Source organism: Bacillus cereus group sp. BceL062, from assembly GCF_051780025.1.
GTDB classification, from domain to species: Bacteria; Bacillota; Bacilli; order Bacillales; family Bacillaceae_G; genus Bacillus_A; species Bacillus_A toyonensis.
This window is the reverse complement of record NZ_JBPWGY010000005.1, coordinates 141,019-166,794: the sequence shown is the minus strand read 5'-3', so window position 1 is coordinate 166,794 and position 25,776 is coordinate 141,019. Positions and strand designations below refer to the sequence as shown.

The window sequence follows — 25,776 nt, the reverse complement described above, 5'->3', positions numbered from 1 at the left end:
ATGGTGCATATAAAAAAAATTACATCAACAATGAAAGAAACAATCCGAATGTTCATGTGTGAAAACTGGGGGAGCTCATTGATGGTTTCACGTGGTAAGGGGCATCAGTTAGAAGAGCTACCAGGGTTTGTTGCGTTTTTAGATGACAGAATAATCGGAATTATAACGTATGAAGTGACTGGGGATTTGTGTGAAATTGTATCGTTAGATAGTTTTGAAGAAAGGAAGGGGATCGGGACGAAGCTTGTGGATTGCGTATTGCAAGTTGCTCAAGAAGCACAGTGCCAAGGAGTTTGGCTCATTACAACAAATGATAATATGAACGCGTTACGCTTTTATCAAAAACGTAATTTCATGATGACAAATTTATATGTAAATGCAGTAGAAGAGGCGCGAAAAATAAAGCAAGAAATTCCGCGCATTGGATATAATAATATCCCGATTTTACATGAAATTCAGATGGAGTATCGTTTATTAAAATGATGTAACAATTTTCAGAAATATAAGTTATTAATCTTGACGAATATTGTAATTTAAGTTACCTTAAAATTGTAATCTATTACCATATTAAGGGGTGACGATGTGGCAACTATACGTGATGTTGCAAAATTGGCAGGTGTTTCAGTCGCAACCGTTTCACGAGTTATTAATGAAAAAGGATACGTTCATGACGAAACAGTAAAACAAGTAAAGGAAGCAATTGAGGAATTACGTTATAGGCCAAACAGTGCAGCAAAGCCATTATTTAAAGAGAATTCAACAATCATTGCATTACTTGTAGAGAATTTATGTAACCCATTAAACATCACTTTGCTACATTGTATTGAGGAAATAGCATATAAAGAAGGCTATCAAATAATCGTTTGTAATATAGAGAATAAAGATAGATACATACATATGTTGAAGCAAAATAACGTTGCAGGTGTTATTTTGACAAAATCAGTTTTTAAAAGTCTAGGGAAAATCGAATTCCCATTTGTTGTGATGGAGGACAAACAAACTCTTACAAATCATTATGAAAGTGGACAGAGGGCTGTTTCTTTATTAAAAGAGAAAGCATGTCACTTTCTTGCTTATTTCGGTGAGGGGGAAGAAAGTGAAGAAATGGAAGAGCGTATATCAGGATTTTTAGACGCTGTTTGGGATGAAGGGATCTCTTATCGAGAAGCATGTGTACAAAGGTATACGAATAAACAGTTTATTACATTATTGCAAACTCATCCGTATATAGATGGAATTGTAGCTTCAAGTGATAAGGTTGCTACCGAGTTAATTCGAGCAGCCAAATTTCTAAATATACATATACCAGAAAAATTAAAAATTATTGGACCGAATGGGAGTATCGAGAGTGAATGGATAGGTCCATCACTACCAGCAATTGAAAATTACGTCGAAGAAGAAGCGAAAATAGCTTTTCAACAATTAAAAGGGAAAATGAAAAAGTAAAAGGTGCGTTTTATACGCACCTTTTACAATGTAATTGCGGCAATAAAGCCAAATATAAGTAACGGTATATTATAATGCAGAAAAGTCGGTACACATGTATCCCATATATGATGGTGTTGACCGTCAGCGTTTAAACCTGATGTTGGTCCAAGTGTACTATCAGATGCTGGAGATCCTGCATCACCTAGCGCTCCTGCTGTACCGATAATTGCAATTGTAGCCATTGGACTAAATCCAAGCTGAATGCAAAGGGGTACAAAAATTGTTGTTAAGATAGGGATGGTTGAAAAGGATGAACCAATTCCCATCGTAACGAGAAGTCCGATAACGAGCATAAGAAATGCAGCAAGCGGTTTGTTATTTCCGATGAAATGTGCACTCGTTTGCACAAGTGATTCAACATGTCCTGTTTTTCGAAGAACAGCGCCAAATCCAGCGGCAGAAATCATAACAAATCCGATAAAGGACATCATACGCATTCCACTTGTTAATATTGCATCTGCTTCTTTAAGGGGGAGACTACCACTAATTGATAAGACAATAATCCCCGCTAAGGCACCGAAAATCATTGATTCTGTTGCTAATTGAACAGTTAATGTAGCTGTGATAGATAATAATCCGAAAGTGATGCTTCGCTTTGTATAGGGAACGATTTCACTTTCGGCGGTATGAATTTGTTCTGTTTCATATGTACGAGGTTTTCGGTACGTAATGAATACTGCTACACATAATCCGATAATCATTCCGATTGCTGGAATAGTCATCGCTTTTGGGATAAGCGCGACATCAAATGTAAGGCCGCTTTGGGCAGCATTTGTTTGCAATACGTCATGATAAATTTTTCCGAATCCTGCAGGGATCCACATATAAGGTGTAATTAACCCGAATGTAATAATACATGTGACAAGTCTACGATCTACTTTCAGCTCGTTTAATACTTTTAAAAGTGCAGGAATTAAGATTGGGATGAAAGCGATATGAACAGGGATAACATTTTGTGAGAAACAAGCCATTGTTAAAATGATGAATAAAATCAGTATTTTAGAATAAACTTGTTTTTTTGTGTCTTGTTCGTTGCCAATCCATTTTAATGCGGTTTGAATCATGGCATCTGGAAGTCCTGTTTTAGAAAGAGAAATAGCGAAACCGCCAAGCATTGCATAGCTTAATGCGATAGGGGCACTGTTTCCAAGACCAGTTGTAAAAGTGTTAATTGTTTCTGAAATACCGAGTCCGCCGATAAGTCCGCCTGTTAGAGCTCCAATAATAATGGCGACAATGACTTGGACACGTAACAAACTAAGCAATAGCATGACTGCTACTGCGACGAGTACAGCGTTCATAATAGATATAATCTCCCTAATTTTTATTCTGTTAAGGCAAGTGAATATGAAGCAGTTTGCTATATTTATACATAATACTTGCGACATATTATTATAAAATGTTTTCTATGAAATGTAAAAGAGCCTTTTGTATTTAATGATGAAAAGATAGCTCTTGTTTGATGGATTGTAAAGAATTAGCAAATAGTTCTGGTTCTTCTAGATCAGGAGAATGTGCTGAATTTGGAAACCAAATCATTTTCTTTATGGGTGCTTCAATAACATCACAATATTCTTGAACGAGTGCATACGGAGTTTGATAATCATAGCGACCAGAACAAAAATATACCGGAATAGATAAACTTGAAATAGACGAAAAGAAATCGATTGTCAGCATTTCTTCCCATAAAACGCCAGATTTTAAATTTCCTGCGAGAAACTTGAACCAATCTAATAGCGTATACTCAGGAGAAAAGAAACCTTTTCGTATGAAAGAAAAGGAAGATCCGTTTTGGATTGCGCCTCCAAATGTGCCAAGCCACTTTCTTTGAATAATAAGACGTCTCGTATCTAAAAATGGTGGTTTGCCTAATTTTAAAAGGGAAGCTAATGCTTTTTTATGATCATGTTTTTTGGCAGAATGAATTAAATGTTGATATAGCAATTCTTCATTTTGTTTCATATGTACAATTTGCCCTATACCGATGTAAGCCTCGATATATTTTGGATATTGATGTGCTATGTTAAGCCCAATAATACTTCCCCAAGAATGACCAGCGAGAAATAGTTTTTGTTTGTTGAACCTTTTAAGTACATATTGAATCACTTCTTTTGCATCGGAAACGAATTGTTCGATTGTGAAATTTGCTCCGAAATCTTTCATTGAAAAGGATTTACCTGCCCCGCGTTGATCCCAATTAATAACGATAAAGTGCTTCTCTAATTCTTTTTGGAAATGGCGAATAAATCCGATTTGTGCCATGCCAGGTCCGCCGTGACAGCATAATAAAATAGGCTGTTCTACGTTTTGACCACGCATGAGGAGGAATTGTTTTCGGTTGTTAATCATAACGCTTTCCATCGTAGCAATACTATTAGGAATGAGTTGTTTATTTTCATTATAGAACTGTGGGGTACAGCTACGAAAAAGCATATTGAAAACCTCCTTTTCTGAAATCGTATGAATCGCACAGGCTATTTATTTTGCATATACTGTTAGAAAATCATTGTAACATACCATGCTAGTGTCATTTCAACATGGGAGGAGGGGAAATTGTGACGATTGGAGAAATTATAGATTGTTTAAATAGGCGTGAATCCATCGCTATTATAGCAAAGCGCCTTGAAATAAGTCCGTATACATTATCGAAGAAATTAAGGTGGATTGGATACGAGTATGATGGAGAACGGAAGAAACGTATTTTTGTAGGAGATGGAGAAGAACCACGTCACTTACAACTCCAAGAAGCGACCGCCCTTCAATATGCGAAAACAGATTATCAAGTATTAATTTATGAGCAATTACAAAGCATTTATGAATTATTAAGAAAGAGAGAAGAAGTAAGTGCACCAATTATGAGTAAAAGTATAGAAAAAAAGAAACGTACCTTCTCTATTAATAAAGAAATATTAGCAAGATTAGACATCATATCAGAATCAAAAGGGATTCAAAAATCTAAACTTGTAGAAGAGGCATTACAACAATTTATACAGCAATTTGACTTTAACAACACATCACATTTTGATAATTGAAGAAAAGGATACTGTGTTCATTATAAGAACGAGTATCCTTTTCTTTGTTTCATGTATATTACGGCTAGAATAAAGGATAAGTGCATATCCTTTGCAATGAAAAGTACAGAGTGCTTATTTCGAGCGTACTTAATTTATTTTTTGAATTCTACCATCAATAGTTGGTTGAATTGGCTCTTTTACTTGTTTTACATAATCAACTAGTGCTTCAAAGTCATTTGGACCAGTCTCTGCATTTTTACCATTTTTAAATGATACGAATCCATCACCACCAGAAGCTAAGAAAGCATTTGCAACTACGCTATACGTTTTAGATGGAGATAATTCTTCTCCATTTGTTAAGCGTATATTCGTAACCTTTTCACCGTTTGGTTTGCTTGCATCCCAAGTATATTGAATACCTGAAATTTGCAGCATTCTCGTTGTTCCTTTTTGCCATTGTTGATTTAAAATATCACGAATATCTTGACCTGTTAAATCTGCTTTAATCAACTGATTTCCAAAAGGTTGAATGCCGTACAATTCGCCCCATGTAATATCACCAGCGTCTAAGTCATTACGAATCCCACCAGGATTCATAAGTGCGATTTGAGTTTGCATCGTTTGGCGCTGTGCATCGGCAACTAAATTTCCAAGTGTAGATTCACCAGCATCGTTTTGTTTACGGTCAATAGATGCTGTAGATTTTCCGACTACTTCATTTACAAGAGGTGCGATTTTTTCTTTATATTGATCTAACTTTTGTTTTACTTGTTTATCAGGTTCGACACCTTCATGGTATGTTGTAACAACTTCAGCTTTTTTCTTTACGATATCTTTTGTTTTACGGTCAATTGTTACATCTACGTCTGAGAAAGCCATCCCGTAAGAGTTCGCTTGTACGATAAGTTTATTATTAACAGTACCATTTACATACGTATGACTATGCCCACCGAAAATAACATCAACTTCTGGATCAGCTTCATTTGCAATTCGGTTAAGGTCGCCATTTGTTATACCAGACTCATCTGTCGTTCCGCCAACATGTGCAAGGACAACGATGGATTTAACACCGAGACGCTTTAATTGTTGCGTTGATTTATTAATCGCTTCCACTTCGTCAGTGATCTGTACATTTTTAAGCATAGTAGGCATAACGACATTTGGTGTATCAGTTGTAACGACACCGATGAATCCTACAGGAACACCATCTACCATTTTTACAGTAAATGGTGGTAAGAATAAGCGACCAGTTGATTTGTTATAGAAGTTTGCAGCGACATAAGGGAAGTTTGCTCCTTTGAAATTCCCTGTTTTTTCGTGGTAACCACCGTAAATGAGTCGTTTCATTTCATCGATGCCTTCATCAAATTCATGGTTTCCGATTGTACCTACATCAAATTTTAAGTCATTTAAAAATTCAATCGTTGGTTCGTCTTGTAACAATGCTGAAACTGGTGGACTAGCTCCGACAATATCGCCAGCATGTACGAGAAGTGTATTAGGGTTTTGTTTTTTACGTTCTTTTAAATAAGTGGCTAAGTAATCAGCGCCACCGGCTTCTTTATTATTAATTTTTTTAACAGTATCTAGTTGTCCATGGAAATCATTAATGCCAAGCATTTGTACGTCTATGTAACGGTTTTGTTCGGCTGGAGTCTGAGATGGGGGAGCGGCGAATACACTTGAAAAAGTAATGGTGCTTAAAACTGCGACAGCGGGAATAATTTTTTTCCACATAATTCATTTCTCCTTTTTTTATAATCTGACATCATACGACATAATTTTAATAGATTCATAGGATTATATCTATATAAAAATTTAGTTTTTTTAAAAAATTAACAAATTTACAAATAATGAATAATAGAGTAATGAACCTTTTTTATTGTCGATTTCAGCATGTATCCTCTATAATGGAGAAAAAAGTAAAAGGTGAGCGGTATGAAGAAAAAGAAACAAAGGCAAGTGCAAAGACAATCTCAAATGAACCAACCGAAGAAAGAATCACTTACATTAGGTGATCAATTAAATGATTCACTCATGCAACAATTAAAAAATAAGAAAAAAGAGTTACAAGTGAGAGAAGAGAAAAAAGAGGCAGCAGAACTGGAAAGAAAGCGTCAAGAGCAAAAAGAACGTGAAAAGAATAAATCATTTGAAGAACTGTTAAGTGAAAGTAATCTTACTTGGAAAGACTTTAAATAATAACGAAAATGATCAGTGTATATCGCTGGTCATTTTTTTGACGAGCTTGTAAGAAAAGGGGAGTTAAAATGAGAAAAATTGTAGTCGTACCATATGAAAATCATTGGATTGAAAAATTTCAAATGGAAGCCGAAAGATTGAAGTCTGTGCTGCCAGAAACAGTGGAGATTCATCATATTGGCAGTACATCAGTGCCAGGACTAGCAGCTAAACCTATTATCGATATGATTATGGAGGTAGAAAGTATCGGTCGTGTAGATCGTTGGAATGAAAGATTTAAAGAGCTTGGTTACATCGTAAAAGGAGAAAATGGTATTTCAAGACGCCGTTATTTTATTCATGGAACGGAGGAAAAACGCTCGTATCACTTACACGTGTTTGAAAAAGGAAATCCTGAGATAGTAAGGCATTTAGCGTTTCGTGATTATATGATGGCGCATTGTGAAGAAGCAAAGGCGTATGCAGTTTTAAAGAGAGAACTAGCCGAAAAATATACATATGATGGCACGTTATATACGGAAGGGAAAAACGAGTTTGTACGTAATATTGATGAAAAAGCAAAAGAATGGAGAAAAGGAAACGTAAATAATTGAGTTCGTATTTTTAGTGTATAAAATTATTATGTCAACTATACGTATATTTTGACTTTTTGGATGAATCTTGTTGAAATAAAGTAGTGGTTTATAAAATGTAACAATGAAAGGGAGAACGACTGTGCATATTCCAACAACTACACTTCATAATGGCGTGAAAATGCCGATGATTGGTCTAGGCGTCTATAAAGCGAAAGAAGGCGACGAAGTAAAGCAAGCAGTAAAAACAGCGTTAGAAGTTGGATACCGTTCGATTGATACAGCAGCTGTATATGAAAATGAAAGCGGTGTCGGTGAGGCAGTTCGTGAATCAGGAATTCCGAGAGAAGACATATTTATTACAACAAAAGTTTGGAACGACGATCAAGGATACGAGGAGACACTCGAAGCATTTGAAAACAGCTTAAAGAAATTACAGATGGACTATGTAGATTTATATTTAATCCACTGGCCAATTAGAGGGAAGTATATTGAAACGTACCGAGCTTTAGAAAAATTGTATGAAGAAGGTAAAGTACGCGCGATTGGTGTTTCTAATTTTCATAAACATCATTTAGAACTGTTATTACCAAATTGTAAAGTGAAGCCTATGGTAAACCAAGTGGAACTTCACCCGATGTTAACACAATTTGAATTGCGTAATTTCTGTGAAGGTGAGCAAATTCAAATGGAAGCGTGGAGTCCGTTAATGAGGGGCGGCGAAGTATTCGAGCACCCAATTATTCAGGGGATTGCTAACAAATATGAAAAAACACCCGCACAAGTTATATTACGATGGGATATTCAAAGTGGGATAGTAACGATTCCTAAATCTGTGACACCATCTCGTATTCAGGAGAATTTTACTATCTTTGATTTCTCATTAACTGAAGAAGAGATGAATCAAATTAATACGTTGAATCGCAATTTACATGTAGGAACGAATCCGGACAAATATGATACGTTATAAAAAAGACTGCCTCCTAATGTTTAATGTTGGGGGCAGTCATCTGTTTTTATCAGTAAATCGATATTTTAACGGTGCAAGGCATATGAATCATGCTTAACGATTTTTTGAAGTTGTATATATTCTTCTTTTGTTACAGGTAACTGTTGGCAAGCGTGTACATTTATCTGTAATTGTTGAATAGAGCTTGCACCAGGTATAACAGCTGCAACAGTTTCGTTATGTAAGCAATAGTGAATAGCTGTTCCTGTTAAAGATTTTTCTCCGATAACTTCTTTTACACTCCCGAGTGTAGTGTTTAATTCATCGTAAGAATAAGAGAGATAGTCCTTTTCTTTTACTCTTTCTATCTTTCTTGCATTGTTGTCAGTTAAAATTCCTTTCGCAAGTGGTCCGCGGGCAATGACACTAATTTGGTGTTCATTAAGAAGTGGGAACCATTCTTCTGGACGACGATTTAAAAGGCTATATTCCATTAGTACACTAACGATATTTGAGCGTTTTGCATACTCACGGATGACATTTGGACGTATAGAAGAAATACCGTAATGGCGAATAATACCTTCTTTTTTCAATTCTTCAAAAGCTTCAATAGTTTCATCTATCGGATCTTCCAGCGTTCCGCCATGAAGTTGATAAAGGTCAATATAATCAGTTTGAAGTCTACGTAAACTTTCTTTTACTTCGGCTTTTATGTAGGCTTTAGAAGGGTCCCAAGCCCAGCCGTTTTTTTCTTCTGTCCATCGATTTCCAACCTTTGTTGTAAGAACAATTTGGTCTCGTTTTCCCTTCAATGCTTTTCCAACAAATTCTTCGTTTAATCCATAATCATATAAATCCGCTGTGTCAAAAAAATTGATTCCTAAATCGATTGCTTCATCGATAATGCGCATAGCTTCTGTTTCAGATGTGCCGAGAGACATACAGCCAAGTCCCATTTCTGTCACAAATAAATCTGAGTTTCCTAATTGACGTTTTTTCATAAGTCAACCTCCTTTCCTTTATTGTACGAAAGGGAAAAGAGGTTGACAAACGTTTACTTTTTATTCGCTGTAAGCCACTCTTGTACGGTTGTATACTCTTTGCCATATTGTTTTAGTTTATGGCGAATCTGCCATGCTTTGCCGACTAACGTGATGCGATTTGGTAAAATATAAACTTTCATTTCTATCACGCTCCTTTCAATGTGGTAAAATGTATGAAGAAAGAATAGGAAATAGAACAGGGAGATGAAATAGTATGAGTAATCTTGCAGAGAGAACGGTAAAAACTGAGCCGATTTTTGATGGTAGAGTTATAAAAGTTCGTGTTGATGATGTAGTATTACCAAATGGAGAAATGAGTAAACGTGAAATCGTAAATCACCCTGGTGCAGTTGCTATTATCGCTATTACTGATGAGGGGAAAATTGTGCTTGTTGAGCAGTACCGTAAAGCGCTTGAGAAGGCGATTATTGAAATTCCTGCTGGGAAATTAGAACCTGGGGAAAAGCCAGAGGTGACAGCAGCTCGTGAATTAGAAGAAGAAACAGGATATGTATGTGAAAATATGGAGCTCATTACTTCTTTCTATACATCTCCAGGATTTGCAGATGAAATTTTATATGTATATAAAGCGACAGGTTTGACAAAAAAAGAAAATAAAGCAGCTTTAGATGAAGATGAGTTTGTGGAATTAATGGAAGTATCATTAGAAGAAGCGATTGATCTTATGAAAGACCTTCGTATCCATGATGCGAAGACGATGTTCGCTGTGCAATATTTACAATTACAAAAATAAAACACTCGCCAAAGGCGAGTGTTTTTTAATTGATTTTTGCATATACACGTGCATCACGTAAGCTACCATCTGGCGCAAGGAAATCATTTTCCATTGTACCTTCTAGAATAAATTCTAAACGTTCTGCTAAGTTACATGCATTGGCATTTGTTGCATCAGTACGAATTTCAATCCTTCTAGCACCTAGCTTATCAAAGGCAAATTGAATGGCACCTTTAACAGCTTCAGTCATATAACCTTGTTTTGTATAAGCACTATGGAGCCAAAAATGAAGTGAAAACTTTGGAATATCCCAGTTTTCAGGCTTGAGCGTAATAGCTCCGATGAATGTACCGGATACTTTATCGTATAAGTGAAAATCAAGTGTTTCACGAAGTAAAAACTGCCCGTGAGCGTTACGAACGATTTCTTCAGCACTCTCTTCTGTTTCAGCGTCAATTGGCATCCATGGTACTAAGTCTTCTAGAGAAGCTTGGATTGCTTCATATACTTCTGCACCATCACCTGGAAACGGCTTGCGAACTTGTAAGCGTTCAGTTTGAAATAATGTTGGAAAATCTAATAATAATGGTTTCAAGAGAAATCCCTCCTATTCTCTACTTTTTAGTTTAGCAAAGTAGAGCGGAATTTCAATGTTAATTCGTCATACTTTTTTTCTTTCTTTCATACATTTTTAGTAAGAGTGTGAACGGAGGGAAGAAAAATGTGGCGAAAAACTTGGCAAAACCGCGTAATGTCTCACATACAGGAAAACTCTTCATTATATATATTTAATGCTGTTTTATTATTGATGGGAGTAATATTTGGAGCTATTCTTGTGAATAGTTTACAAATGAATCAAAAGCAAGATTTATCATTTTATTTACAACGTTTTTTTGGACAAGTTTCTAAAGGAGAATTTGCTATTGCAGGCGAAATGTTTCGAGAAAGTTACTTTTCGCAATTAAAATATATCGGCTTTATTTGGATTTTAGGGATTTCAATTATTGGGTTGCCCCTCATTTTTATTTTATTATTTGTAAAAGGAGTAGTTGTTGGATTTACAGTAGGTTTTTTAGTAAGTCAGCACGGATGGAATGGATTATTATTAGCATTTGTATCTGTATTGCCGCAAAATTTAATTATCATTCCAGTCTTTCTCGTTATGACAACAATTGCTGCAAGCTTTTCCTTACGTATGATTAGGCATCAGTTTATTAGGAAAATAACCGAGCCACTATTACCATTATTAATTCGTTACACATGCTTCTTTCTAGTGATCGGAGTGGTGTTAGCTCTTGCTTCTAGCGTTGAAGCATATGCATCACCAGTTTTAATGAAAGAAGTTGTTGAGGCTATTAACAAAAAATAAATACTTTTTGAGAATAATTATCAATTTGTTTTTATTGTTTTTCTTTTGACAGAAGCCCTTCTTCTGATATAATGGTGTAAGAGTGGCGAGGAGGGAGTAGTACCGAATGGAAGAAAGAATTGAACGAATTAAGAAGCAATTACATGCAGCGAGCTATAAATTAACACCGCAACGTGAAGCAACAGTTCGTGTGCTGCTAGAAAATGAAGAAGATCATTTAAGCGCAGAAGATGTTTACCTCCTTGTAAAAGAAAAGTCGCCAGAGATCGGATTAGCAACCGTCTATCGAACTTTAGAGTTATTATCTGAGTTAAAAGTTGTCGATAAGATTAACTTCGGAGACGGTGTTTCACGCTATGACTTACGCCAAGAAGGTGCGCAGCGTTTCCACCATCATTTGATTTGTACACAATGTGGTGCTGTACAAGAAATACAAGAAGATTTACTTGGTGAAGTGGAAAGGAAAGTAGAACGAGACTGGAGCTTTAAGGTGAAAGATCATCGTTTAACATTCCATGGGATTTGTAAAAACTGTCAAGAAAATGAAACGGATGAAAAATAACCTTTTCCTATTTATCTAGGAAGAGGTTTTTTATTTGAATAAGGTATAAATTGGTGAAAGCTTGGCATATGTTGTAATAACTTATATTTTGGAGGAATTTACAATGCGCCGAGCTTTAAAATTAACTTTTGATGGAATAAAAGTATTTTTATTATTTACAAGTTGTACGATTTTGTTTTATTTCGCTATACTATGGATAAATGAAGAATACGAAAGCTATCATCGTTATGAAAAGCCAAAAGAAGAGACTGTAGAAAAAGTATCAGGGAATGAAGAACCGGCAAAGGATGCTTTCGTAAATAGAATGATGTTTTTCTATGAAAATGGGGAGTAGTGTAGATTGGAAGATCAATTAAAAGATTTTATTCATTATATGATTGTCGAAAAGGGATTAGCGAAAAATACAGTAGTATCTTATGAACGTGATTTAAAAAGCTATGTAAAGTATTTGCAAAATGTAGAACAGATGAAAACCTTTCATGAAGTGACACGTTTGCATATTGTTAACTTTTTGCAGTATTTAAAAGAAAACGGAAAATCTTCGAAAACATTAGCACGTCATATTGCATCAATTCGTTCATTTCATCAATTTTTACTTCGTGAAAGAGCGGTAGAGCACGACCCATCAGTACATATCGAAACGCCGCAAGGAGAACGAAAGTTACCAAAAGTATTATCAATCGATGAAGTAGAGGCGTTACTGCAGACACCAAAAATGACGAGTGCTTTTGGGATTCGTGATAAGGCAATGCTAGAGTTATTGTATGCAACAGGACTTCGTGTTTCAGAATTAATTGCTTTAAATTTAGAAGATGTACATTTAACGATGGGATTTGTTCGCTGCATTGGGAAAGGGAATAAAGAAAGAATTATTCCATTAGGAAGTTTAGCGACAGAAGCGATTCAAAAGTACATTGAAAAAGGAAGAAGAGAATTGATGGGTAAAAAAGTAGTAGATGCACTATTTTTAAACCATCACGGTAATCGATTATCAAGGCAAGGTTTTTGGAAAATATTAAAACGATTAGCGAAAGAAGCGAATATTGAAAAAGAACTTACACCTCATACGTTACGTCATTCTTTTGCTACGCATTTATTAGAAAATGGGGCAGATTTACGTGCTGTACAAGAAATGCTTGGACATGCAGATATTTCAACGACGCAAATTTATACGCACGTTTCAAAAGCTAGATTAAAAGATGTATATAAACAGTTTCATCCGAGAGCATAGTTACTATGCTCTTTTTTCATAGATTAAGAAGAGTAAACCGTTTCACAGAAACTTCACAAACATTTCGTATATTGTTTTCAGCAGAAGACTGGAATATTACAATGTTTTTCCTCTATACTAAAGAAAGTATGAAGGAGGAAAAGATGATGAAAAAACTTATTATGACGTTATTTATCGCGATGCTAGCTTTAGCTGGCTGTAATACAAACAAAGAAGAACCGAAAAAAGAAAAGAAGCTTGAAGCTATAAAAGTAGCATTTCAAACGAATCCGAAAGAAATTAAACCTGGTGAAAAAACAGAAGTACAAGCACTTGTTACACAAGGAAAAGAAAAAGTAACGGATGCTGATGACGTAAAGTTTGAGATTTGGAAAGATGGCGACGAGAAACACGAAATGTTAGATGGTAAGCATAAAGGAAAAGGTGTTTATGCTGTAGAGAAAATATTTGAAACTGATGGAGTATACCATATTATTCCTCATACAAATGCACGTGATATGCACGTTATGGAAGAACACAAAGTTGCTGTAGGGAATGCGAAAGTAGAAGATGCAAAAAAAGAAGAGGCACATGGTGATCATAAAAGTGACACAATGATTCATCTTATGGCTGGTGACATAAAAGCAAATGCTGAATCAACGATGAAAGTTCATTTAAAGCAAAAAGAAGAAGCATTAACTGGTGCTGAAGTGCAACTTGAGATTTGGAAAGATGGCGTTGAAAAGCACGAATTTATTCCAGCAAAAGAAGGGAATAAAGGAGAGTATGAAAGTAAGCATACTTTCAAAGAAAACGGTGCTTACAAAGTGAAAGTGCATGTAAGAAAAGGCGAACTGCATGAACATAAAGAAGAAACAGTAGAAGTAAAATAAAAAGTAGCTCTTTAGAGCTGCTTTTTATTTTTATATGAAGAAATAAATCATAAAATAATTAGCACTTCTTCGCAGAATGGATTACAATAGAAGTGTGAATAAAATAAGAAATTCTACGAAAATGTATTAAAAAGAAAGCGTAAACATGTTATGATATCAATATCAGATGTCTGACATCTGACTTAGAAAAAACTAGAAATGTTTTTGAGTCGTTTCAAATAAAACGAAATAGGTTAGAGAATGATTTAAAGAAGTACTGTTTGACAATGAGAAGGAAAGAGAATTCTTATGAATAACAGTTTCACTTTATAGCGTTTTGAACATACTACAAGAAGTAGAACTGAACTTATAGGAGGTCGCAGTTATGAATAAATATAAACGTATATTCCTAGTCGTAATGGACTCTGTAGGAATCGGTGAAGCACCGGATGCTGAACAATTTGGTGATCTAGGATCTGACACAATTGGTCACATTGCTGAACATATGAATGGATTACAAATGCCAAACATGGTGAAATTAGGTCTTGGTAACATTCGTGAAATGAAAGGTATTTCTAAAGTAGAGAAGCCACTTGGATATTACACAAAGATGCAAGAAAAATCTACTGGTAAAGATACAATGACAGGGCACTGGGAAATTATGGGTCTTTACATTGATACACCATTCCAAGTGTTCCCTGAAGGATTCCCGAAAGAATTACTTGATGAATTAGAAGAAAAAACGGGCCGTAAAATTATCGGTAATAAGCCAGCTTCTGGAACTGAGATTCTTGATGAACTTGGTCAAGAGCAAATGGAAACAGGCTCTTTAATTGTTTACACTTCTGCAGATAGCGTACTACAAATTGCAGCACACGAAGAAGTAGTGCCACTTGATGAGTTATATGAAATTTGCAAAATTGCACGTGAATTAACACTAGATGAGAAGTACATGGTAGGCCGTGTTATCGCTCGTCCATTCGTTGGAGAACCAGGGAAATTCACACGTACACCAAATCGTCATGACTATGCATTAAAACCATTTGGTCGCACAGTAATGAATGAATTAAAAGATAGCGACTATGATGTTATTGCTATCGGTAAAATCTCTGATATTTATGATGGTGAAGGGGTAACGGAATCACTTCGTACGAAGTCTAATATGGATGGAATGGATAAGCTTGTAGATACATTAAACATGGACTTTACAGGTCTTAGCTTCTTAAACTTAGTTGACTTTGATGCATTATTTGGCCACCGTCGTGATCCACAAGGATATGGAGAAGCACTGCAAGAATATGATGCACGTCTTCCAGAAGTATTCGAAAAACTAAAAGAAGATGATTTATTATTAATTACAGCAGACCATGGTAATGATCCAGTACATCCTGGTACTGATCATACACGTGAATATGTACCGTTATTAGCATATAGCCCAAGCATGAAAGAAGGCGGACAAGAGTTACCACTTCGTCAAACATTTGCTGATATTGGTGCAACTGTAGCAGAAAACTTCGGTGTGAAAATGCCAGAATACGGAACAAGCTTCTTAAACGAGCTAAAGAAATAGGGGGATAAACAAATGAATCGTGAACTTATTACAAAATCAGCTTCATACTTAAAAGAGAAATTTCAAGAAACACCACAAGTAGGACTAATCCTTGGATCTGGACTAGGTGTATTAGCAGATGAAATCGAAAATGCGGTAACAGTGCCTTACAGCGAAATTCCTGAATTCCCAGTATCAACTGTAGAAGGACATGCAGGTCAATTAGTATTCGGTACACTTCAAGGTGTAACAGTAGTAGCAATGCAAGGACGTTTCCATTTCTACGAAGGATATGACATGCAAAAAGTAACATTCCCAGTTCGTGTTATGAAAGAGTTAGGTGTAGAAACTGTTGTTGTAACGAACGCGGCTGGTGGTGTAAATACATCGTTCGAGCCAGGTGACCTTATGTTAATTTCAGATCACATTAACTTCATGGGTACGAATCCATTAATCGGACCAAATGATTCTGAAATGGGTGTACGTTTCCCTGATATGTCTACATCATATACGACAGAACTTCGCGAAATGGCGAAACAAGTTGCAGCAGACTTAAACATTAAAGTACAAGAAGGTGTATACGTTGGAATGACAGGTCCTGTATATGAAACACCTGCTGAAATTCGTATGCTTCGTACACTTGGCGGAGATGCAGTTGGTATGTCAACAGTACCTGAAGTAATTGTAGCTCGTCATGCTGGTATGAAAGTACTAGGTATTTCTTGTATTTCAAACATGGCAGCTGGTATTTTAGATCAGCCACTTCACCATGATGAAGTAATTGAAACGACAGAACGTGTTAAAGCAAACTTCTTAGCATTAGTAAAAGCTATCGTAAAACAAATGAAGGGGTGACCTCACAATGAGAATGGTGGACCTAATTGCAAAAAAACGTGATGGACAAGCATTAACGACAGAAGAAATTAACTTTATTGTTGAAGGATATACAAATGGTGATATTCCTGATTATCAAGTAAGTTCACTTGCAATGGCAATTTTCTTCCAAGATATGAATGATCAAGAACGTGCAGATTTAACGATGGCAATGGTAAATAGCGGTGATACAATTGACTTATCAGCCATTGAAGGGGTAAAAGTAGATAAGCATTCAACAGGTGGAGTTGGTGATACAACGACACTTGTATTAGGTCCATTAGTAGCTGCTTTAGGTGTACCAGTTGCGAAAATGTCTGGGCGTGGTTTAGGACATACTGGTGGCACAATTGATAAATTAGAAGCAGTTCCAGGATTCCATGTGGAAATTGAAAATGATGAATTCATGCGTCTTGTAAATGAAAATAAAATTGCTGTTATCGGTCAAAGTGGAAACTTAACACCTGCTGATAAAAAATTGTATGCACTTCGTGATGTAACGGCAACAGTAAACTCAATTCCGCTTATTGCAAGCTCGATTATGAGTAAAAAAATTGCTGCTGGTGCAGATGCAATTGTTCTTGATGTGAAAACTGGAGCAGGTGCATTTATGAAAACAGATGAAGATGCAAAACGTTTAGCAGAAGCAATGGTACGTATCGGTAATAACGTTGGCCGTAATACGATGGCTGTTATTTCTGATATGAGTCAACCACTTGGTGAGGCTATTGGTAACGCATTAGAAGTACAAGAAGCAATTGATACATTACAAGGTAAGGGACCGAAAGATTTAGAAGAGTTATGTTTAACACTTGGAAGTCAAATGGTATACCTTGCTGGGCAAGCTTCATCTTTAGAAGATGCGCGTGAAAAGTTAATTGAAGTAATGAACAACGGCAAAGCGTTAGAATCATTTAAAACGTTTTTATCAGCACAAGGCGGAGATGCATCTGTTGTTGATGATCCTTCTAAATTGCCACAAGCACAATTTAAAATTGAAGTAGAAGCGAAAGAGGACGGTTATGTATCGGAAATCGTTGCAGATGAAATCGGAACAGCAGCAATGCTTTTAGGAGCAGGACGTGCAACGAAAGAATCTGAAATTGATTTAGCAGTTGGCTTAATGCTTCGTAAAAAAGTAGGGGACAGCGTGAAAAAAGGTGACTCCCTTGTTACGATTTACGCAAACCGTGAAAATGTTGAAGATGTAAAAGCGAAAATTTATGAGAACATGAAAATCTCTAAAGAACACGTAGATGCACCAACTTTAGTACATGGAATTGTAACGAAGTAATAAAGTGAAACTTTAATCAGTGGGGGCTTTATCCCCACTGATTATTACCCTTCACTAATCGGGCGTTTACGAGCAGTTGATCCCAGACCTAACTTCTTTGCTTTCGCTGAATGTTGAGGTAGGGGTCTTACTGCACGTTAATACAGGATAAAAAAAGGCTGAGGAGATTTCTCCTTGGCTTTTTTTACTATTTTTTGTTTATAATAATAGTGGGTGAAATTATGATTAGAATATGTGCAGTAACAAAAACAGATGAAGTATTATATGACGTTTCGCTAGAAGAAACAACGAAAGACCATATTGTATGGTATTGGCTAGATTTATATAAGCCAACGAAAGAAGAGTATACATATATTTTGCAAGACCATTTTAAGTTCCATCCCCTTGCAATTGAAGACTGTATAGAATATGTACAGAGGCCAAAAGTTGATTTTTATGATGGATATAATTTTTTAGTTCTACATGGATTTGGTGAGGATGGATTAGAACCGCATGAAATCGATTTATTTATTAGTGAGCGTTATATTGTTTCTTTCCATTTTTCTCATAACAATGCAATCGAAAGAGTATGGAAAACACTTGGTGAAAAGAAACGTATTAAGAAAGGTCCTTTGCATGTGGCACATACAATTATTGACCAAATTGTAGATGACTATTTCGCACCTGTTTATTACATTGAAGACCATTTAAATGCGATTGATGATAATTTAACGGGTGAGACAGCAGGAAGCGTGCTAGAAGAGGTATTTGATATACGTGCGGATTTATCTAAGCTAAGGCGGACAATTATTCCGATGCGTGATTTATTGTATCGTATTTTAAATTCAACTCGTTTTTACGGCATAAGTGATCATGAGATTTACTTTAAAGATATACATGACCATTTGCTTAAATTAACTGAAATGATTGAAGCGAGCCGAGAGTTGACGGCAGATATTCGGGATAGCTACTTTTCATTAAACTCACATCATATGAATAACATTATGAAAACACTAACTGTTTTCTCTACTATTTTCATGCCACTAACATTTATTGCAGGAGTATATGGAATGAACTTTTCACATATGCCAGAGCTTGGTGGGAAGTATAGTTATTTTATTTGTTTATTGTTAATGGCGTTAATTGGTGGCGGAATGATGGCCTGGTTTTATAAAAAAGGATGGTTTAAGTAAAAAACACCGAGGTATTCACCTCGGTGTTTTTTTATTTAACCAATAGCATGTAATACAAACATGGCTAAGAATAAGCATGTAACGATATACATAGATGGTGCGACTTCTTTACGCTTTCCAAGTGCAACTTTTAAGATAGGGTAAGCAATAAATCCGAACGCAATGCCATCAGCGATACTATATGTGAGCGGGATCATAACGATAATTAAAAACGCTGGAAATCCTTCTGAAAAGTCGTTCAGAGGAATTTGTTGAATGCTTGTAATCATCAGACCGCCAATAATAATTAAGATTGGTGCAATGGCACTATCAGGAATTAATTTGACAAACGGAAGAGCGAACAGTGATGCAAAGAATAACATCCCAGTAACGATAGACGTCAGACCTGTTTTTCCGCCTGCAGTAATACCTGCGGCACTCTCTACTGTTGAAACGGTAGGACTTGTGCCAAATAGACCACATGTCATTGCTGAAATCGCATTGGCTTGGTAAGCACGTGGGAATTTGCGGTCATCTTCTAATAAACCGTGCAGAAGTCCCATGTTCTCAAAAATAAGCACCATGCTTAAGGAGAATGTTGCAATCCAAAACGGTAAGGAAGAAAGTTTCCCAAATGACATAGCTCCAAACACATCGCCGTAATTAGCGAATGAGAATGAACTATTTCCCATTTGACTCGTATCAACAAGACCAAATAGCCATGCAATACCAGTTCCTATTGCAATCGTCCATAAAAAGTTTCCACGTACGTTACGAATAAATAATACAAGTGCAACGATAAGAGTAAGCAATGTCGCAAGAACGACAGGATTACTTAATTTCCCCATTGCAACAGCAGTATTTGGATTCGAAACGACTAAACCACCTTTTTGCAATCCGATAAATGCTAAAAACAATCCGATACCGACAGTAATAGCTTCCTTTAATGACTTTGGAATCGATACTGAAAGCACGCGAGCAATTGGTGTAAACGCAGCAATTGCAAAAATAATACCAGAGATAAAGACAGCTGCTAATGCTTCTTGCCAAGTTAAACCGAGCGTATGCACAGCTGTGTACGTGAAGAATGCATTTACACCCATACCTGGGACAAGAATAGCAGGTGCATTTGCCCAAAATGCCATGAGCAGACATCCGACAAATGAACTGAAAACAGTTGCTAAAATTCCAGCCTCAAGTGGAATGCCGGCATCTGATAAGATTGACGCATTTACAATCATTATATATACGATTGTGAAAAATGACGTAACTCCAGCTAAAACTTCTTGTTTTGGTGATGTTTCGTGTAAGCCTAATTTAAATGTTCTTTCAAGTATTCCTTTCATGTTAAACCTTCTTTTTCATATCCCTCTCCCACCCGTGATATCTCTTTTGTAAGAGCTCACCGTCCTTTATTATATCAGAACATCATGTTTTTACAACAACGAAAATGATAACGTTTACTTATAAACGAAATTATTTATAAATACGTAAAAATAGCCCGTATAGTTGAAATGATTTCTAATTCTCCCGATTGAATAGGTGGAGCTGTTTGCGCATGCAAAGTAGCATAGGAAGCAATCTCCCGTGGTAATTGAGCAGATTCTTCAACGAGTGAGAGGGGGACAGGATTAATATTTAAATTGTATGTACTCGCAATAGCACGAGCTTTTTCTACCGCTTGATGCAGAGCCTGAATAAGAGCTTGCTCATAATATTTATTTGGATGAGATATTCGAAAACGTAAACCTTTTGCTAAATTTGCTCCATTTGAAACGGCTATATCATATACTTCCCCTGCTTTTTGTACATTTAAAACGGTAATTTCATACAAATGTTCCACACGATATCCTTGTAGTAACGCTTTATCATTTACATACTCGTATTGAGGAGTGATCGTATAAGAAATCGTTTCTATATCTTTATCAGCAATACCAAGCTGTTTAAGTGCATCCAGCAATTGTTTTGATTGTACTGCATTTTCTTCTTGCGCTTGTTTCACATTTTTACTATCAGTTCGAATGCCAAGTGTTAATAGAACAACATTTGGTTTCGCTTTGACAACACCTTCACCTTGTACAGTAATAGTCGCTTCTTTACCAGTATTAGCTGTGCGTACGTTGTGTAAATAAGGATTCATTCCACCCTGCATTTTCCATCACCATCCTTTTTATATGTATATGTGTGAACAAAAAAGAAATTTATATGAAAAAAGTTACATAAATGAGAATGTTGAGGAAAGAAAGCATATACAACATAGGTATTTATAGATTATAATATGTGTAAATATGATAAAAAAGGGACGAGGCTAGTGAACGAAAAAAGAGAAACACTGATTTTAGATTTATCCGCATCATTTCGAAAGATGATACGTTTATTACAAAATGATATTAATACACGCTTTGCAGAACATATGCCATATAATGAATTTTCTGTATTACGTGCGTTATTTTTAAACAGTCCACAGATGGCTTCGCAAATTGCGAGTGAAGTAAACGTAACCTCCAGTCATATTACAGCTGTTACAGATCGTCTCGTACGAAAAGGGTTTGTAGAAAGAAAGCGTTCAAATTCAGACCGGCGTATCGTGTACTTAGAAATTACAGAACACGGAAGAGAAGTAACTGAAAAACTTGAAGCTGTGCGTAAGGAATACTATAAAGAGAGATTTAAAGGTTGGAGCGACCAAGAAATAGAAATGGTATTAGAATTATTTGGCCGCGTATTATAATAAATGAGGATAGGAAGCGAAAGCTTTCCTATCCTTTTTCTTTTGAATAAAAATATTTTGAAACTCCAATACTTTAATTAAAAAGAATCGGAGTGAAAAATTATGAAACGTATTTTTACGCTTTTCATTATGATTGGAAGTATGTTCTGCTTTAATAAGTTCGTGGATGCCGCAACGCCAATTTATGTCGTTCAAAAAGAATTACAACATATTTCAAATAAGCAACCTATTTTATATTCAAAACTATGGATTCGTTCTATGCAGAATGCCATTTTATTTCATCATAGTGATAACATGCGGCATGAAGATACGATAAGCAATGTGACAAAGTCTTCTCTTGTAAAAGTAAAACAACTTCCACTTCAGAAAGCATCACAGTACATCCCGAGATTATCACAATATATTGCTAAGTTTGAGGCTGAAAATGTTCAAGTGTATTATGTTGCAGCTCGTTATGAAGTGAAAAAAGAAAATCCGTATCAGTTAAATGGAATGAATTATTTTATGCAAGTGTTTATTCAACAAGGGGGAGAATGGAGAATTGCTGAAAGTATAGTTGCTCCAACAGATCAAATCGTAGCAAATGGTGACGGGTTTGGAACGAAGCAAGAAAAAGAGTATGGGAAAAGAAGAGAGAATGTGAAATAACCTCCTCAATAAGAGGAGGTTATTTTATTTGAAATTCCAAGAGACTTTCCATTTTAATATTTTAGGTAGAAGGAAGTAGGTAATTATGCTCGTCACGAAAAATCCAATGTAAAAATTCAGTAATGATTTGTCTCTCCCCAAGACTAAACCACCAACTATTCCTATAAAGAAAATAGCAAGGCTCATAACTATTTTTTGAAACTTTGGATATAGTAAGAAACTTCCATTTCGCTCGTTGACTGAACGAACATATAAATATAAACTGAGTGGTAACAAAATAATGATATATATAATAGGCGCAATCAATAATTTTGCTGAAGGGATTTTTGTAAAGTTTGGTCCGTTATGACGCACTCCATCATCATCAATATAAGAACTTTGTGGATCGTAATCAAAGCGAATAGTAAAATTTTCTGCCGGACCAGAAATCCGCATGTTTTCCATAACCCGATGCATATTGCCATTGTTCTCATGAAAGTCAATATTTGAGTGGACAGCGATGACTCCTGAGATAAGTGTTGGAAGTAATAATGGGAATATGAATATAGCTGCAGTGAGAAGTCCTTGCGAGATAAGATTCCCAGTTATTGTCCCTATACATAAGGCAAGTGTATAAATAGCAATTAATACAATTAACATGTATATAAAATAAGAATGAAATGGGGAAAATACTTGATATTTATTATGAAAAGTTAACTTTTTCATAATAGCAAATAGTCCCCAGTTTATACTAACAGCTGCTACAATGTTACAAATACCAAACAACCATTTTGTCATAAAAAGGTGTGAACGTTTAAAAGGCATAGACCAAAGAAAATCGATGGAGTTATTTTGCCTTTCCCAACCTATTAACGTACAGGCTAGAATGATAAGTGCACCACCTTGAAAGATGACAGGGTCCATAAGTAATAAACCAAAATTGTAATGATATACATATTCCCCTTCTTTTTGCATCTTTAGAAGGTATTGTTGTTCAATCGATGCCAAATAGTATTTGTATGACAAATTGTATAAGCTAACGAACCAAAAGAGCCATAAAACATATTTACTTTGTTGATACGTTCTTAGCCATAGTGCTTTTTGAAACATAGGATCTCTCCTTTAAAAAACTTTATAATTTGTTAGGCGTGATAATACAATATAAGTAATGATTCCAGCGAGAAACAAACCGATATAGTAGTTAAATAAGAAACTAAATTGATTTATTTTATAGCCACCTAGTAATGCAAAGTAAATGGTTGTTCCCCATATCCATATTCGTAAATGTTTTTGGAAAATAAATATCTTTTGAGTGTTTTCATTAGGCGATCGTGTATATAAAAATGAGCCAAGTAGTAAGTAAAATATTGTATACAAAATAGGGACTAACACTGATTTAGCCGAATAATACGTATAAGATGCTGGATCTCTTAAAGTAGTTGGGTCATTTTCTTTTTTGCGCGATTCAGGATTATATTGGTAATAGATCGCGAAATTATATATTGGTGCAACTATATTTGTTTTTCGATTGATTTCATCAAGCTGGTGATACAAGTTGGTATTTGTAGTATCTGTAGCCTGTAAATGGTTTATTGTAAAATTGTACAATAATGGAGTAAATGTAAGTCCCATTAGTAGCCATGGAATACAAAAAGCGATTTGTGAAACAATGCTCCCAGTAAAAGTACCGATACATAATGCAGCTGTATAGACTGCAACATAAGAAACAATTGCATAAAGAAAGTATCGATGAAATGGACTGAATGTTTGATACTCAAAATGAATGGTTGTTCTATAAATAATGTACATAAGGATCCAGTTTACAAGGAGAGACCCTATAATCCATAGTGAACCGAAAGCCCATTTAGAGAAGAAAATATCTTTTCTTGTAAATGGCATTTCCATAAGTAGGGTAATAGATTGGTTGCTACGTTCCCAACCTATTAATAGACAAGCTAAACAAATAATAAGAATAGTTAGCCAAAAACTATTACCTGTATTTGACAAAAAAGCATAATAGTAATAGAAAGTCCCCTTTTCTGAGAGTTCATAATAATTAGCAAGTTGTTGCTGAGCTGCTTTATAGTATCCGAAAGATAAAAGATAAAGTGTACTCAAGAAAAAGAGTAATACAGCATATTTCCCGCGTTTCCAATTCCACATCCATAGTGCCTTATGAAACATACCCATCCTCCTCAAGTATCGTAACGAAGACATCTTCAAGTGACATTGTTAACTCTTCAATAAGTATTGGTTGCTCTTTATAAAACTTTTCAAGCGTTGTAGCAACATTTCCTTCAATTAAAATCGTAAATACTTTTCCTGTTTGATTTAATATTTTAATATTGCTTAAGTTTTCTAGTTTTTGAGGTAATGACCGTTCATAAGCTACTTGTATTTTTGCAAATCGTGATTTTGCATCATCAAGTGAAGTAATAGATGCCACGGTATGGCCTTTTAACATAATGATTGTATCTGCAATTTGTTCCACTTCATCTAAATGATGAGTTGAGATGAAAATGGTAATCTCCTTTTCTGCAACTTCTCCAACGAGAAACTGCAAAATCTGTCTTTTAACGATAGGATCGAGCCCATTTGTCGGTTCATCTAAAATGATATACTCTGCTTTTGTAGCAACGGCTAAAATGATCGCAAGCAGCGCTTTCATTCCTTTTGAGTAACTACGAATCCGCTTGTTTGGTAAGTTAAAAAGTTCAAGCAGTTCGTAGAAATATGATTCATCAAATGCTGTATAAACTGCTTTATAAAATTTCACGATTTCTTTTACTGTATATCCGTTCAGTATGTTAGTAGAATCTGGGACATATACGACCTTTTGTTTCATTTCAGGATGCATATGGATATCTGTATTTTCATATGTAACCGTGCCTTCATCTGGGTCTAAAATGCCGATCATCGTTCGTAATAAAGTTGTTTTCCCCGCACCGTTTCTTCCGAGTAATCCGACGATACTACCTTTTTGTAATGTGAAAGAAACATCGTCTAAAATCGTTTGATTATCAATTGTTTTCTTCAAACTTGTCACTTTCAGCATCCATATTTCCTCCAATCTCTTTATAGTATGAATCTATCCAATCATGAATTTTATCTTTCGTAATCCCAAGATAAGAGGCTTCTAGTAATAATTGATGAAATTGCTTTTCAACCATAGCGATTTTCCTTTCGTCTAATGTTGGGGTAATCGATTGGGATACAAATGTTCCTTTTCCTCGTAACGTTTCAATAATCCCTTGTCGCTCTAATTCTTGATACGCTTTACTCACTGTATTTGGATTTATAACAAGTAATGAAGCGAGCTCGCGTACAGAAGGAAGTTTATCACTTGGAGCTAACATGTTTTTTAATACGAGTTCTTTTATATTTTGAACAATTTGTTCCCATATCGGAGTGTTGCTTCTTGGATCAAGTTGAATATGCAAGAGCAATGTCTCCTTCCTTATATGTATTAAGTGTACTACTATGCATAATACACTTAATACAATATAGGGTATGAATGTATTTGTCAACTGAAAA

At 35.6% G+C, this 25,776-nt stretch carries 30 protein-coding genes; 18 read left to right on the top strand and 12 right to left on the bottom strand.

Annotated elements, in window-relative coordinates:
- Complete coding sequence (locus tag ACS2MN_RS14110) at positions 1-483, top strand: GNAT family N-acetyltransferase (protein WP_000233396.1); 483 nt, start codon at positions 1-3, stop codon at positions 481-483.
- A 99-nt stretch (positions 484-582) separates the two neighbouring features.
- Positions 583-1,446: a LacI family DNA-binding transcriptional regulator gene (locus ACS2MN_RS14105; RefSeq protein WP_000201331.1), complete on the top strand. Its 864-nt coding sequence runs from the start codon at positions 583-585 to the stop codon at positions 1,444-1,446.
- Between the two features lie 23 nt (positions 1,447-1,469).
- Here ACS2MN_RS14105 and ACS2MN_RS14100 read toward each other — a convergent pair whose 3' ends face one another.
- Positions 1,470-2,789 carry a Na+/H+ antiporter family protein gene (locus tag ACS2MN_RS14100; protein WP_000994821.1) on the bottom strand — a complete coding sequence of 440 codons (1,320 nt, stop codon included), beginning with the start codon at positions 2,787-2,789 and terminating at the stop codon, positions 1,470-1,472.
- 133 nt (positions 2,790-2,922) lie between these two features.
- Positions 2,923-3,921 carry an alpha/beta fold hydrolase gene (locus ACS2MN_RS14095; RefSeq protein WP_000898945.1) on the bottom strand — a complete coding sequence of 333 codons (999 nt, stop codon included), beginning with the start codon at positions 3,919-3,921 and terminating at the stop codon, positions 2,923-2,925.
- 122 nt (positions 3,922-4,043) lie between these two features.
- On the opposite strand from ACS2MN_RS14095, the gene ACS2MN_RS14090 reads away from it, so the two are divergent.
- The gene (locus tag ACS2MN_RS14090; protein ID WP_000151922.1) at positions 4,044-4,520 is read left to right on the top strand and encodes a ribbon-helix-helix domain-containing protein; all 477 of its coding nucleotides are present in this window, start codon (positions 4,044-4,046) and stop codon (positions 4,518-4,520) included.
- Between the two features lie 129 nt (positions 4,521-4,649).
- On the opposite strand, the gene ACS2MN_RS14085 is transcribed toward ACS2MN_RS14090, so the two are convergent.
- Positions 4,650-6,239 carry a bifunctional metallophosphatase/5'-nucleotidase gene (locus tag ACS2MN_RS14085; protein ID WP_000265574.1) on the bottom strand — a complete coding sequence of 530 codons (1,590 nt, stop codon included), beginning with the start codon at positions 6,237-6,239 and terminating at the stop codon, positions 4,650-4,652.
- Between the two features lie 201 nt (positions 6,240-6,440).
- Here ACS2MN_RS14085 and ACS2MN_RS14080 point away from each other — a divergent pair, with 201 nt between their 5' ends.
- From ACS2MN_RS14080 to ACS2MN_RS14070, 3 genes are all read left to right on the top strand, one after another.
- Positions 6,441-6,704, top strand: coding sequence for a YqkE family protein (locus tag ACS2MN_RS14080; RefSeq protein ID WP_000727568.1), 264 nt, complete (start codon positions 6,441-6,443; stop codon positions 6,702-6,704).
- A gap of 68 nt (positions 6,705-6,772) precedes the next feature.
- Positions 6,773-7,297: a GrpB family protein gene (locus ACS2MN_RS14075; RefSeq protein WP_088055232.1), complete on the top strand. Its 525-nt coding sequence runs from the start codon at positions 6,773-6,775 to the stop codon at positions 7,295-7,297.
- Between the two features lie 121 nt (positions 7,298-7,418).
- Positions 7,419-8,246, top strand: coding sequence for an aldo/keto reductase (locus ACS2MN_RS14070; protein ID WP_000547983.1), 828 nt, complete (start codon positions 7,419-7,421; stop codon positions 8,244-8,246).
- A 65-nt stretch (positions 8,247-8,311) separates the two neighbouring features.
- Here ACS2MN_RS14070 and ACS2MN_RS14065 read toward each other — a convergent pair whose 3' ends face one another.
- Both ACS2MN_RS14065 and mciZ read right to left on the bottom strand, forming a co-directional pair.
- A complete protein-coding gene (locus ACS2MN_RS14065) occupies positions 8,312-9,226 on the bottom strand; it encodes an aldo/keto reductase (RefSeq protein WP_000747220.1) in 915 nt (304 codons plus the stop codon).
- A gap of 53 nt (positions 9,227-9,279) precedes the next feature.
- Positions 9,280-9,408 carry a Z-ring formation inhibitor MciZ gene (gene mciZ, locus ACS2MN_RS14060; RefSeq protein WP_000870290.1) on the bottom strand — a complete coding sequence of 43 codons (129 nt, stop codon included), beginning with the start codon at positions 9,406-9,408 and terminating at the stop codon, positions 9,280-9,282.
- 74 nt (positions 9,409-9,482) lie between these two features.
- Here mciZ and ACS2MN_RS14055 point away from each other — a divergent pair, with 74 nt between their 5' ends.
- Positions 9,483-10,022 carry an NUDIX domain-containing protein gene (locus ACS2MN_RS14055; RefSeq protein ID WP_088055230.1) on the top strand — a complete coding sequence of 180 codons (540 nt, stop codon included), beginning with the start codon at positions 9,483-9,485 and terminating at the stop codon, positions 10,020-10,022.
- Between the two features lie 25 nt (positions 10,023-10,047).
- Here the strand turns inward: ACS2MN_RS14055 and ACS2MN_RS14050 are convergent, their stop codons facing one another.
- Entirely contained in the window at positions 10,048-10,599 is a 552-nt protein-coding gene (locus ACS2MN_RS14050) for a GNAT family N-acetyltransferase (protein WP_000803486.1), read from the bottom strand.
- 126 nt (positions 10,600-10,725) lie between these two features.
- Between ACS2MN_RS14050 and spoIIM the strand changes: the two genes are divergently transcribed.
- The 9 genes from spoIIM (at position 10,726) to corA (ending at position 18,905) form a co-directional block, all read left to right on the top strand.
- On the top strand, positions 10,726-11,373 hold the full coding sequence (gene spoIIM / locus ACS2MN_RS14045) for a stage II sporulation protein M (protein ID WP_000269108.1): 648 nt from the start codon (positions 10,726-10,728) through the stop codon (positions 11,371-11,373).
- Positions 11,374-11,479: 106 nt separating this feature from the next.
- Positions 11,480-11,935: a ferric iron uptake transcriptional regulator gene (gene fur, locus ACS2MN_RS14040; RefSeq protein ID WP_000392657.1), complete on the top strand. Its 456-nt coding sequence runs from the start codon at positions 11,480-11,482 to the stop codon at positions 11,933-11,935.
- Positions 11,936-12,038: 103 nt separating this feature from the next.
- Complete coding sequence (locus ACS2MN_RS14035) at positions 12,039-12,269, top strand: YqzK family protein (RefSeq protein WP_001250432.1); 231 nt, start codon at positions 12,039-12,041, stop codon at positions 12,267-12,269.
- Between the two features lie 6 nt (positions 12,270-12,275).
- The gene (gene xerD, locus ACS2MN_RS14030; RefSeq protein ID WP_000390076.1) at positions 12,276-13,166 is read left to right on the top strand and encodes a site-specific tyrosine recombinase XerD; all 891 of its coding nucleotides are present in this window, start codon (positions 12,276-12,278) and stop codon (positions 13,164-13,166) included.
- A gap of 146 nt (positions 13,167-13,312) precedes the next feature.
- Complete coding sequence (locus tag ACS2MN_RS14025; RefSeq protein ID WP_000733662.1) at positions 13,313-14,038, top strand: FixH family protein; 726 nt, start codon at positions 13,313-13,315, stop codon at positions 14,036-14,038.
- Positions 14,039-14,402: 364 nt separating this feature from the next.
- Positions 14,403-15,587 carry a phosphopentomutase gene (gene deoB, locus ACS2MN_RS14020; RefSeq protein WP_001046072.1) on the top strand — a complete coding sequence of 395 codons (1,185 nt, stop codon included), beginning with the start codon at positions 14,403-14,405 and terminating at the stop codon, positions 15,585-15,587.
- A 12-nt stretch (positions 15,588-15,599) separates the two neighbouring features.
- Positions 15,600-16,421 (top strand): purine-nucleoside phosphorylase, encoded by an 822-nt coding sequence (locus tag ACS2MN_RS14015; protein ID WP_001078444.1) that lies wholly within the window; start codon positions 15,600-15,602, stop codon positions 16,419-16,421.
- Positions 16,422-16,428: 7 nt separating this feature from the next.
- On the top strand, positions 16,429-17,733 hold the full coding sequence (locus ACS2MN_RS14010) for a pyrimidine-nucleoside phosphorylase (RefSeq protein WP_001243091.1): 1,305 nt from the start codon (positions 16,429-16,431) through the stop codon (positions 17,731-17,733).
- Positions 17,734-17,942: 209 nt separating this feature from the next.
- Positions 17,943-18,905 (top strand): magnesium/cobalt transporter CorA, encoded by a 963-nt coding sequence (gene corA, locus ACS2MN_RS14005; protein ID WP_346994726.1) that lies wholly within the window; start codon positions 17,943-17,945, stop codon positions 18,903-18,905.
- A 35-nt stretch (positions 18,906-18,940) separates the two neighbouring features.
- Here corA and ACS2MN_RS14000 read toward each other — a convergent pair whose 3' ends face one another.
- Together ACS2MN_RS14000 and ACS2MN_RS13995 are read right to left on the bottom strand one after the other, a co-directional pair.
- A complete protein-coding gene (locus tag ACS2MN_RS14000) occupies positions 18,941-20,230 on the bottom strand; it encodes an NCS2 family permease (protein WP_000676245.1) in 1,290 nt (429 codons plus the stop codon).
- A 134-nt stretch (positions 20,231-20,364) separates the two neighbouring features.
- Positions 20,365-21,036, bottom strand: coding sequence for an SIMPL domain-containing protein (locus ACS2MN_RS13995; RefSeq protein ID WP_001161463.1), 672 nt, complete (start codon positions 21,034-21,036; stop codon positions 20,365-20,367).
- Between the two features lie 159 nt (positions 21,037-21,195).
- On the opposite strand from ACS2MN_RS13995, the gene ACS2MN_RS13990 reads away from it, so the two are divergent.
- On the top strand, positions 21,196-21,615 hold the full coding sequence (locus tag ACS2MN_RS13990) for a MarR family winged helix-turn-helix transcriptional regulator (protein ID WP_001003306.1): 420 nt from the start codon (positions 21,196-21,198) through the stop codon (positions 21,613-21,615).
- A gap of 102 nt (positions 21,616-21,717) precedes the next feature.
- The gene (locus ACS2MN_RS13985) at positions 21,718-22,263 is read left to right on the top strand and encodes a hypothetical protein (protein WP_346994727.1); all 546 of its coding nucleotides are present in this window, start codon (positions 21,718-21,720) and stop codon (positions 22,261-22,263) included.
- A gap of 24 nt (positions 22,264-22,287) precedes the next feature.
- Here the strand turns inward: ACS2MN_RS13985 and ACS2MN_RS13980 are convergent, their stop codons facing one another.
- From ACS2MN_RS13980 to ACS2MN_RS13965, 4 genes are read right to left on the bottom strand one after another with little or no spacing between them, the layout of a single operon-like run.
- Complete coding sequence (locus tag ACS2MN_RS13980) at positions 22,288-23,352, bottom strand: ABC transporter permease subunit (protein WP_000486530.1); 1,065 nt, start codon at positions 23,350-23,352, stop codon at positions 22,288-22,290.
- A gap of 12 nt (positions 23,353-23,364) precedes the next feature.
- The gene (locus ACS2MN_RS13975) at positions 23,365-24,426 is read right to left on the bottom strand and encodes an ABC transporter permease (RefSeq protein WP_000468554.1); all 1,062 of its coding nucleotides are present in this window, start codon (positions 24,424-24,426) and stop codon (positions 23,365-23,367) included.
- On the bottom strand, positions 24,416-25,297 hold the full coding sequence (locus ACS2MN_RS13970; RefSeq protein WP_000922134.1) for an ABC transporter ATP-binding protein: 882 nt from the start codon (positions 25,295-25,297) through the stop codon (positions 24,416-24,418). Before ACS2MN_RS13970 ends, ACS2MN_RS13975 begins: the two co-directional genes overlap by 11 nt.
- Positions 25,263-25,682 carry a GntR family transcriptional regulator gene (locus ACS2MN_RS13965; RefSeq protein ID WP_000548026.1) on the bottom strand — a complete coding sequence of 140 codons (420 nt, stop codon included), beginning with the start codon at positions 25,680-25,682 and terminating at the stop codon, positions 25,263-25,265. The genes ACS2MN_RS13970 and ACS2MN_RS13965 overlap by 35 nt, the downstream gene beginning before the upstream one ends.
- Between the last annotated feature and the right edge of the window lie 94 nt (positions 25,683-25,776).

Bases quoted from the DNA above. Each gene is read 5' to 3' on its own strand.
- ACS2MN_RS14110 (WP_000233396.1), top strand. From the start codon at position 1: ATGGTGCATATAAAAAAAATTACATCAACAATGAAAGAAACAATCCGA.
- ACS2MN_RS14100 (WP_000994821.1), bottom strand. From the start codon at position 2,789: ATGAACGCTGTACTCGTCGCAGTAGCAGTCATGCTATTGCTTAGTTTG.
- ACS2MN_RS14095 (WP_000898945.1), bottom strand. From the start codon at position 3,921: ATGCTTTTTCGTAGCTGTACCCCACAGTTCTATAATGAAAATAAACAA.
- ACS2MN_RS14085 (WP_000265574.1), bottom strand. From the start codon at position 6,239: ATGTGGAAAAAAATTATTCCCGCTGTCGCAGTTTTAAGCACCATTACT.
- ACS2MN_RS14080 (WP_000727568.1), top strand. From the start codon at position 6,441: ATGAAGAAAAAGAAACAAAGGCAAGTGCAAAGACAATCTCAAATGAAC.
- ACS2MN_RS14075 (WP_088055232.1), top strand. From the start codon at position 6,773: ATGAGAAAAATTGTAGTCGTACCATATGAAAATCATTGGATTGAAAAA.
- ACS2MN_RS14065 (WP_000747220.1), bottom strand. From the start codon at position 9,226: ATGAAAAAACGTCAATTAGGAAACTCAGATTTATTTGTGACAGAAATG.
- mciZ (WP_000870290.1), bottom strand. From the start codon at position 9,408: ATGAAAGTTTATATTTTACCAAATCGCATCACGTTAGTCGGCAAAGCA.
- ACS2MN_RS14055 (WP_088055230.1), top strand. From the start codon at position 9,483: ATGAGTAATCTTGCAGAGAGAACGGTAAAAACTGAGCCGATTTTTGAT.
- spoIIM (WP_000269108.1), top strand. From the start codon at position 10,726: ATGTGGCGAAAAACTTGGCAAAACCGCGTAATGTCTCACATACAGGAA.
- fur (WP_000392657.1), top strand. From the start codon at position 11,480: ATGGAAGAAAGAATTGAACGAATTAAGAAGCAATTACATGCAGCGAGC.
- ACS2MN_RS14035 (WP_001250432.1), top strand. From the start codon at position 12,039: ATGCGCCGAGCTTTAAAATTAACTTTTGATGGAATAAAAGTATTTTTA.
- ACS2MN_RS14025 (WP_000733662.1), top strand. From the start codon at position 13,313: ATGAAAAAACTTATTATGACGTTATTTATCGCGATGCTAGCTTTAGCT.
- deoB (WP_001046072.1), top strand. From the start codon at position 14,403: ATGAATAAATATAAACGTATATTCCTAGTCGTAATGGACTCTGTAGGA.
- ACS2MN_RS14015 (WP_001078444.1), top strand. From the start codon at position 15,600: ATGAATCGTGAACTTATTACAAAATCAGCTTCATACTTAAAAGAGAAA.
- ACS2MN_RS14010 (WP_001243091.1), top strand. From the start codon at position 16,429: ATGAGAATGGTGGACCTAATTGCAAAAAAACGTGATGGACAAGCATTA.
- ACS2MN_RS14000 (WP_000676245.1), bottom strand. From the start codon at position 20,230: ATGAAAGGAATACTTGAAAGAACATTTAAATTAGGCTTACACGAAACA.
- ACS2MN_RS13995 (WP_001161463.1), bottom strand. From the start codon at position 21,036: ATGCAGGGTGGAATGAATCCTTATTTACACAACGTACGCACAGCTAAT.
- ACS2MN_RS13985 (WP_346994727.1), top strand. From the start codon at position 21,718: ATGAAACGTATTTTTACGCTTTTCATTATGATTGGAAGTATGTTCTGC.
- ACS2MN_RS13980 (WP_000486530.1), bottom strand. From the start codon at position 23,352: ATGTTTCAAAAAGCACTATGGCTAAGAACGTATCAACAAAGTAAATAT.
- ACS2MN_RS13975 (WP_000468554.1), bottom strand. From the start codon at position 24,426: ATGTTTCATAAGGCACTATGGATGTGGAATTGGAAACGCGGGAAATAT.
- ACS2MN_RS13970 (WP_000922134.1), bottom strand. From the start codon at position 25,297: ATGCTGAAAGTGACAAGTTTGAAGAAAACAATTGATAATCAAACGATT.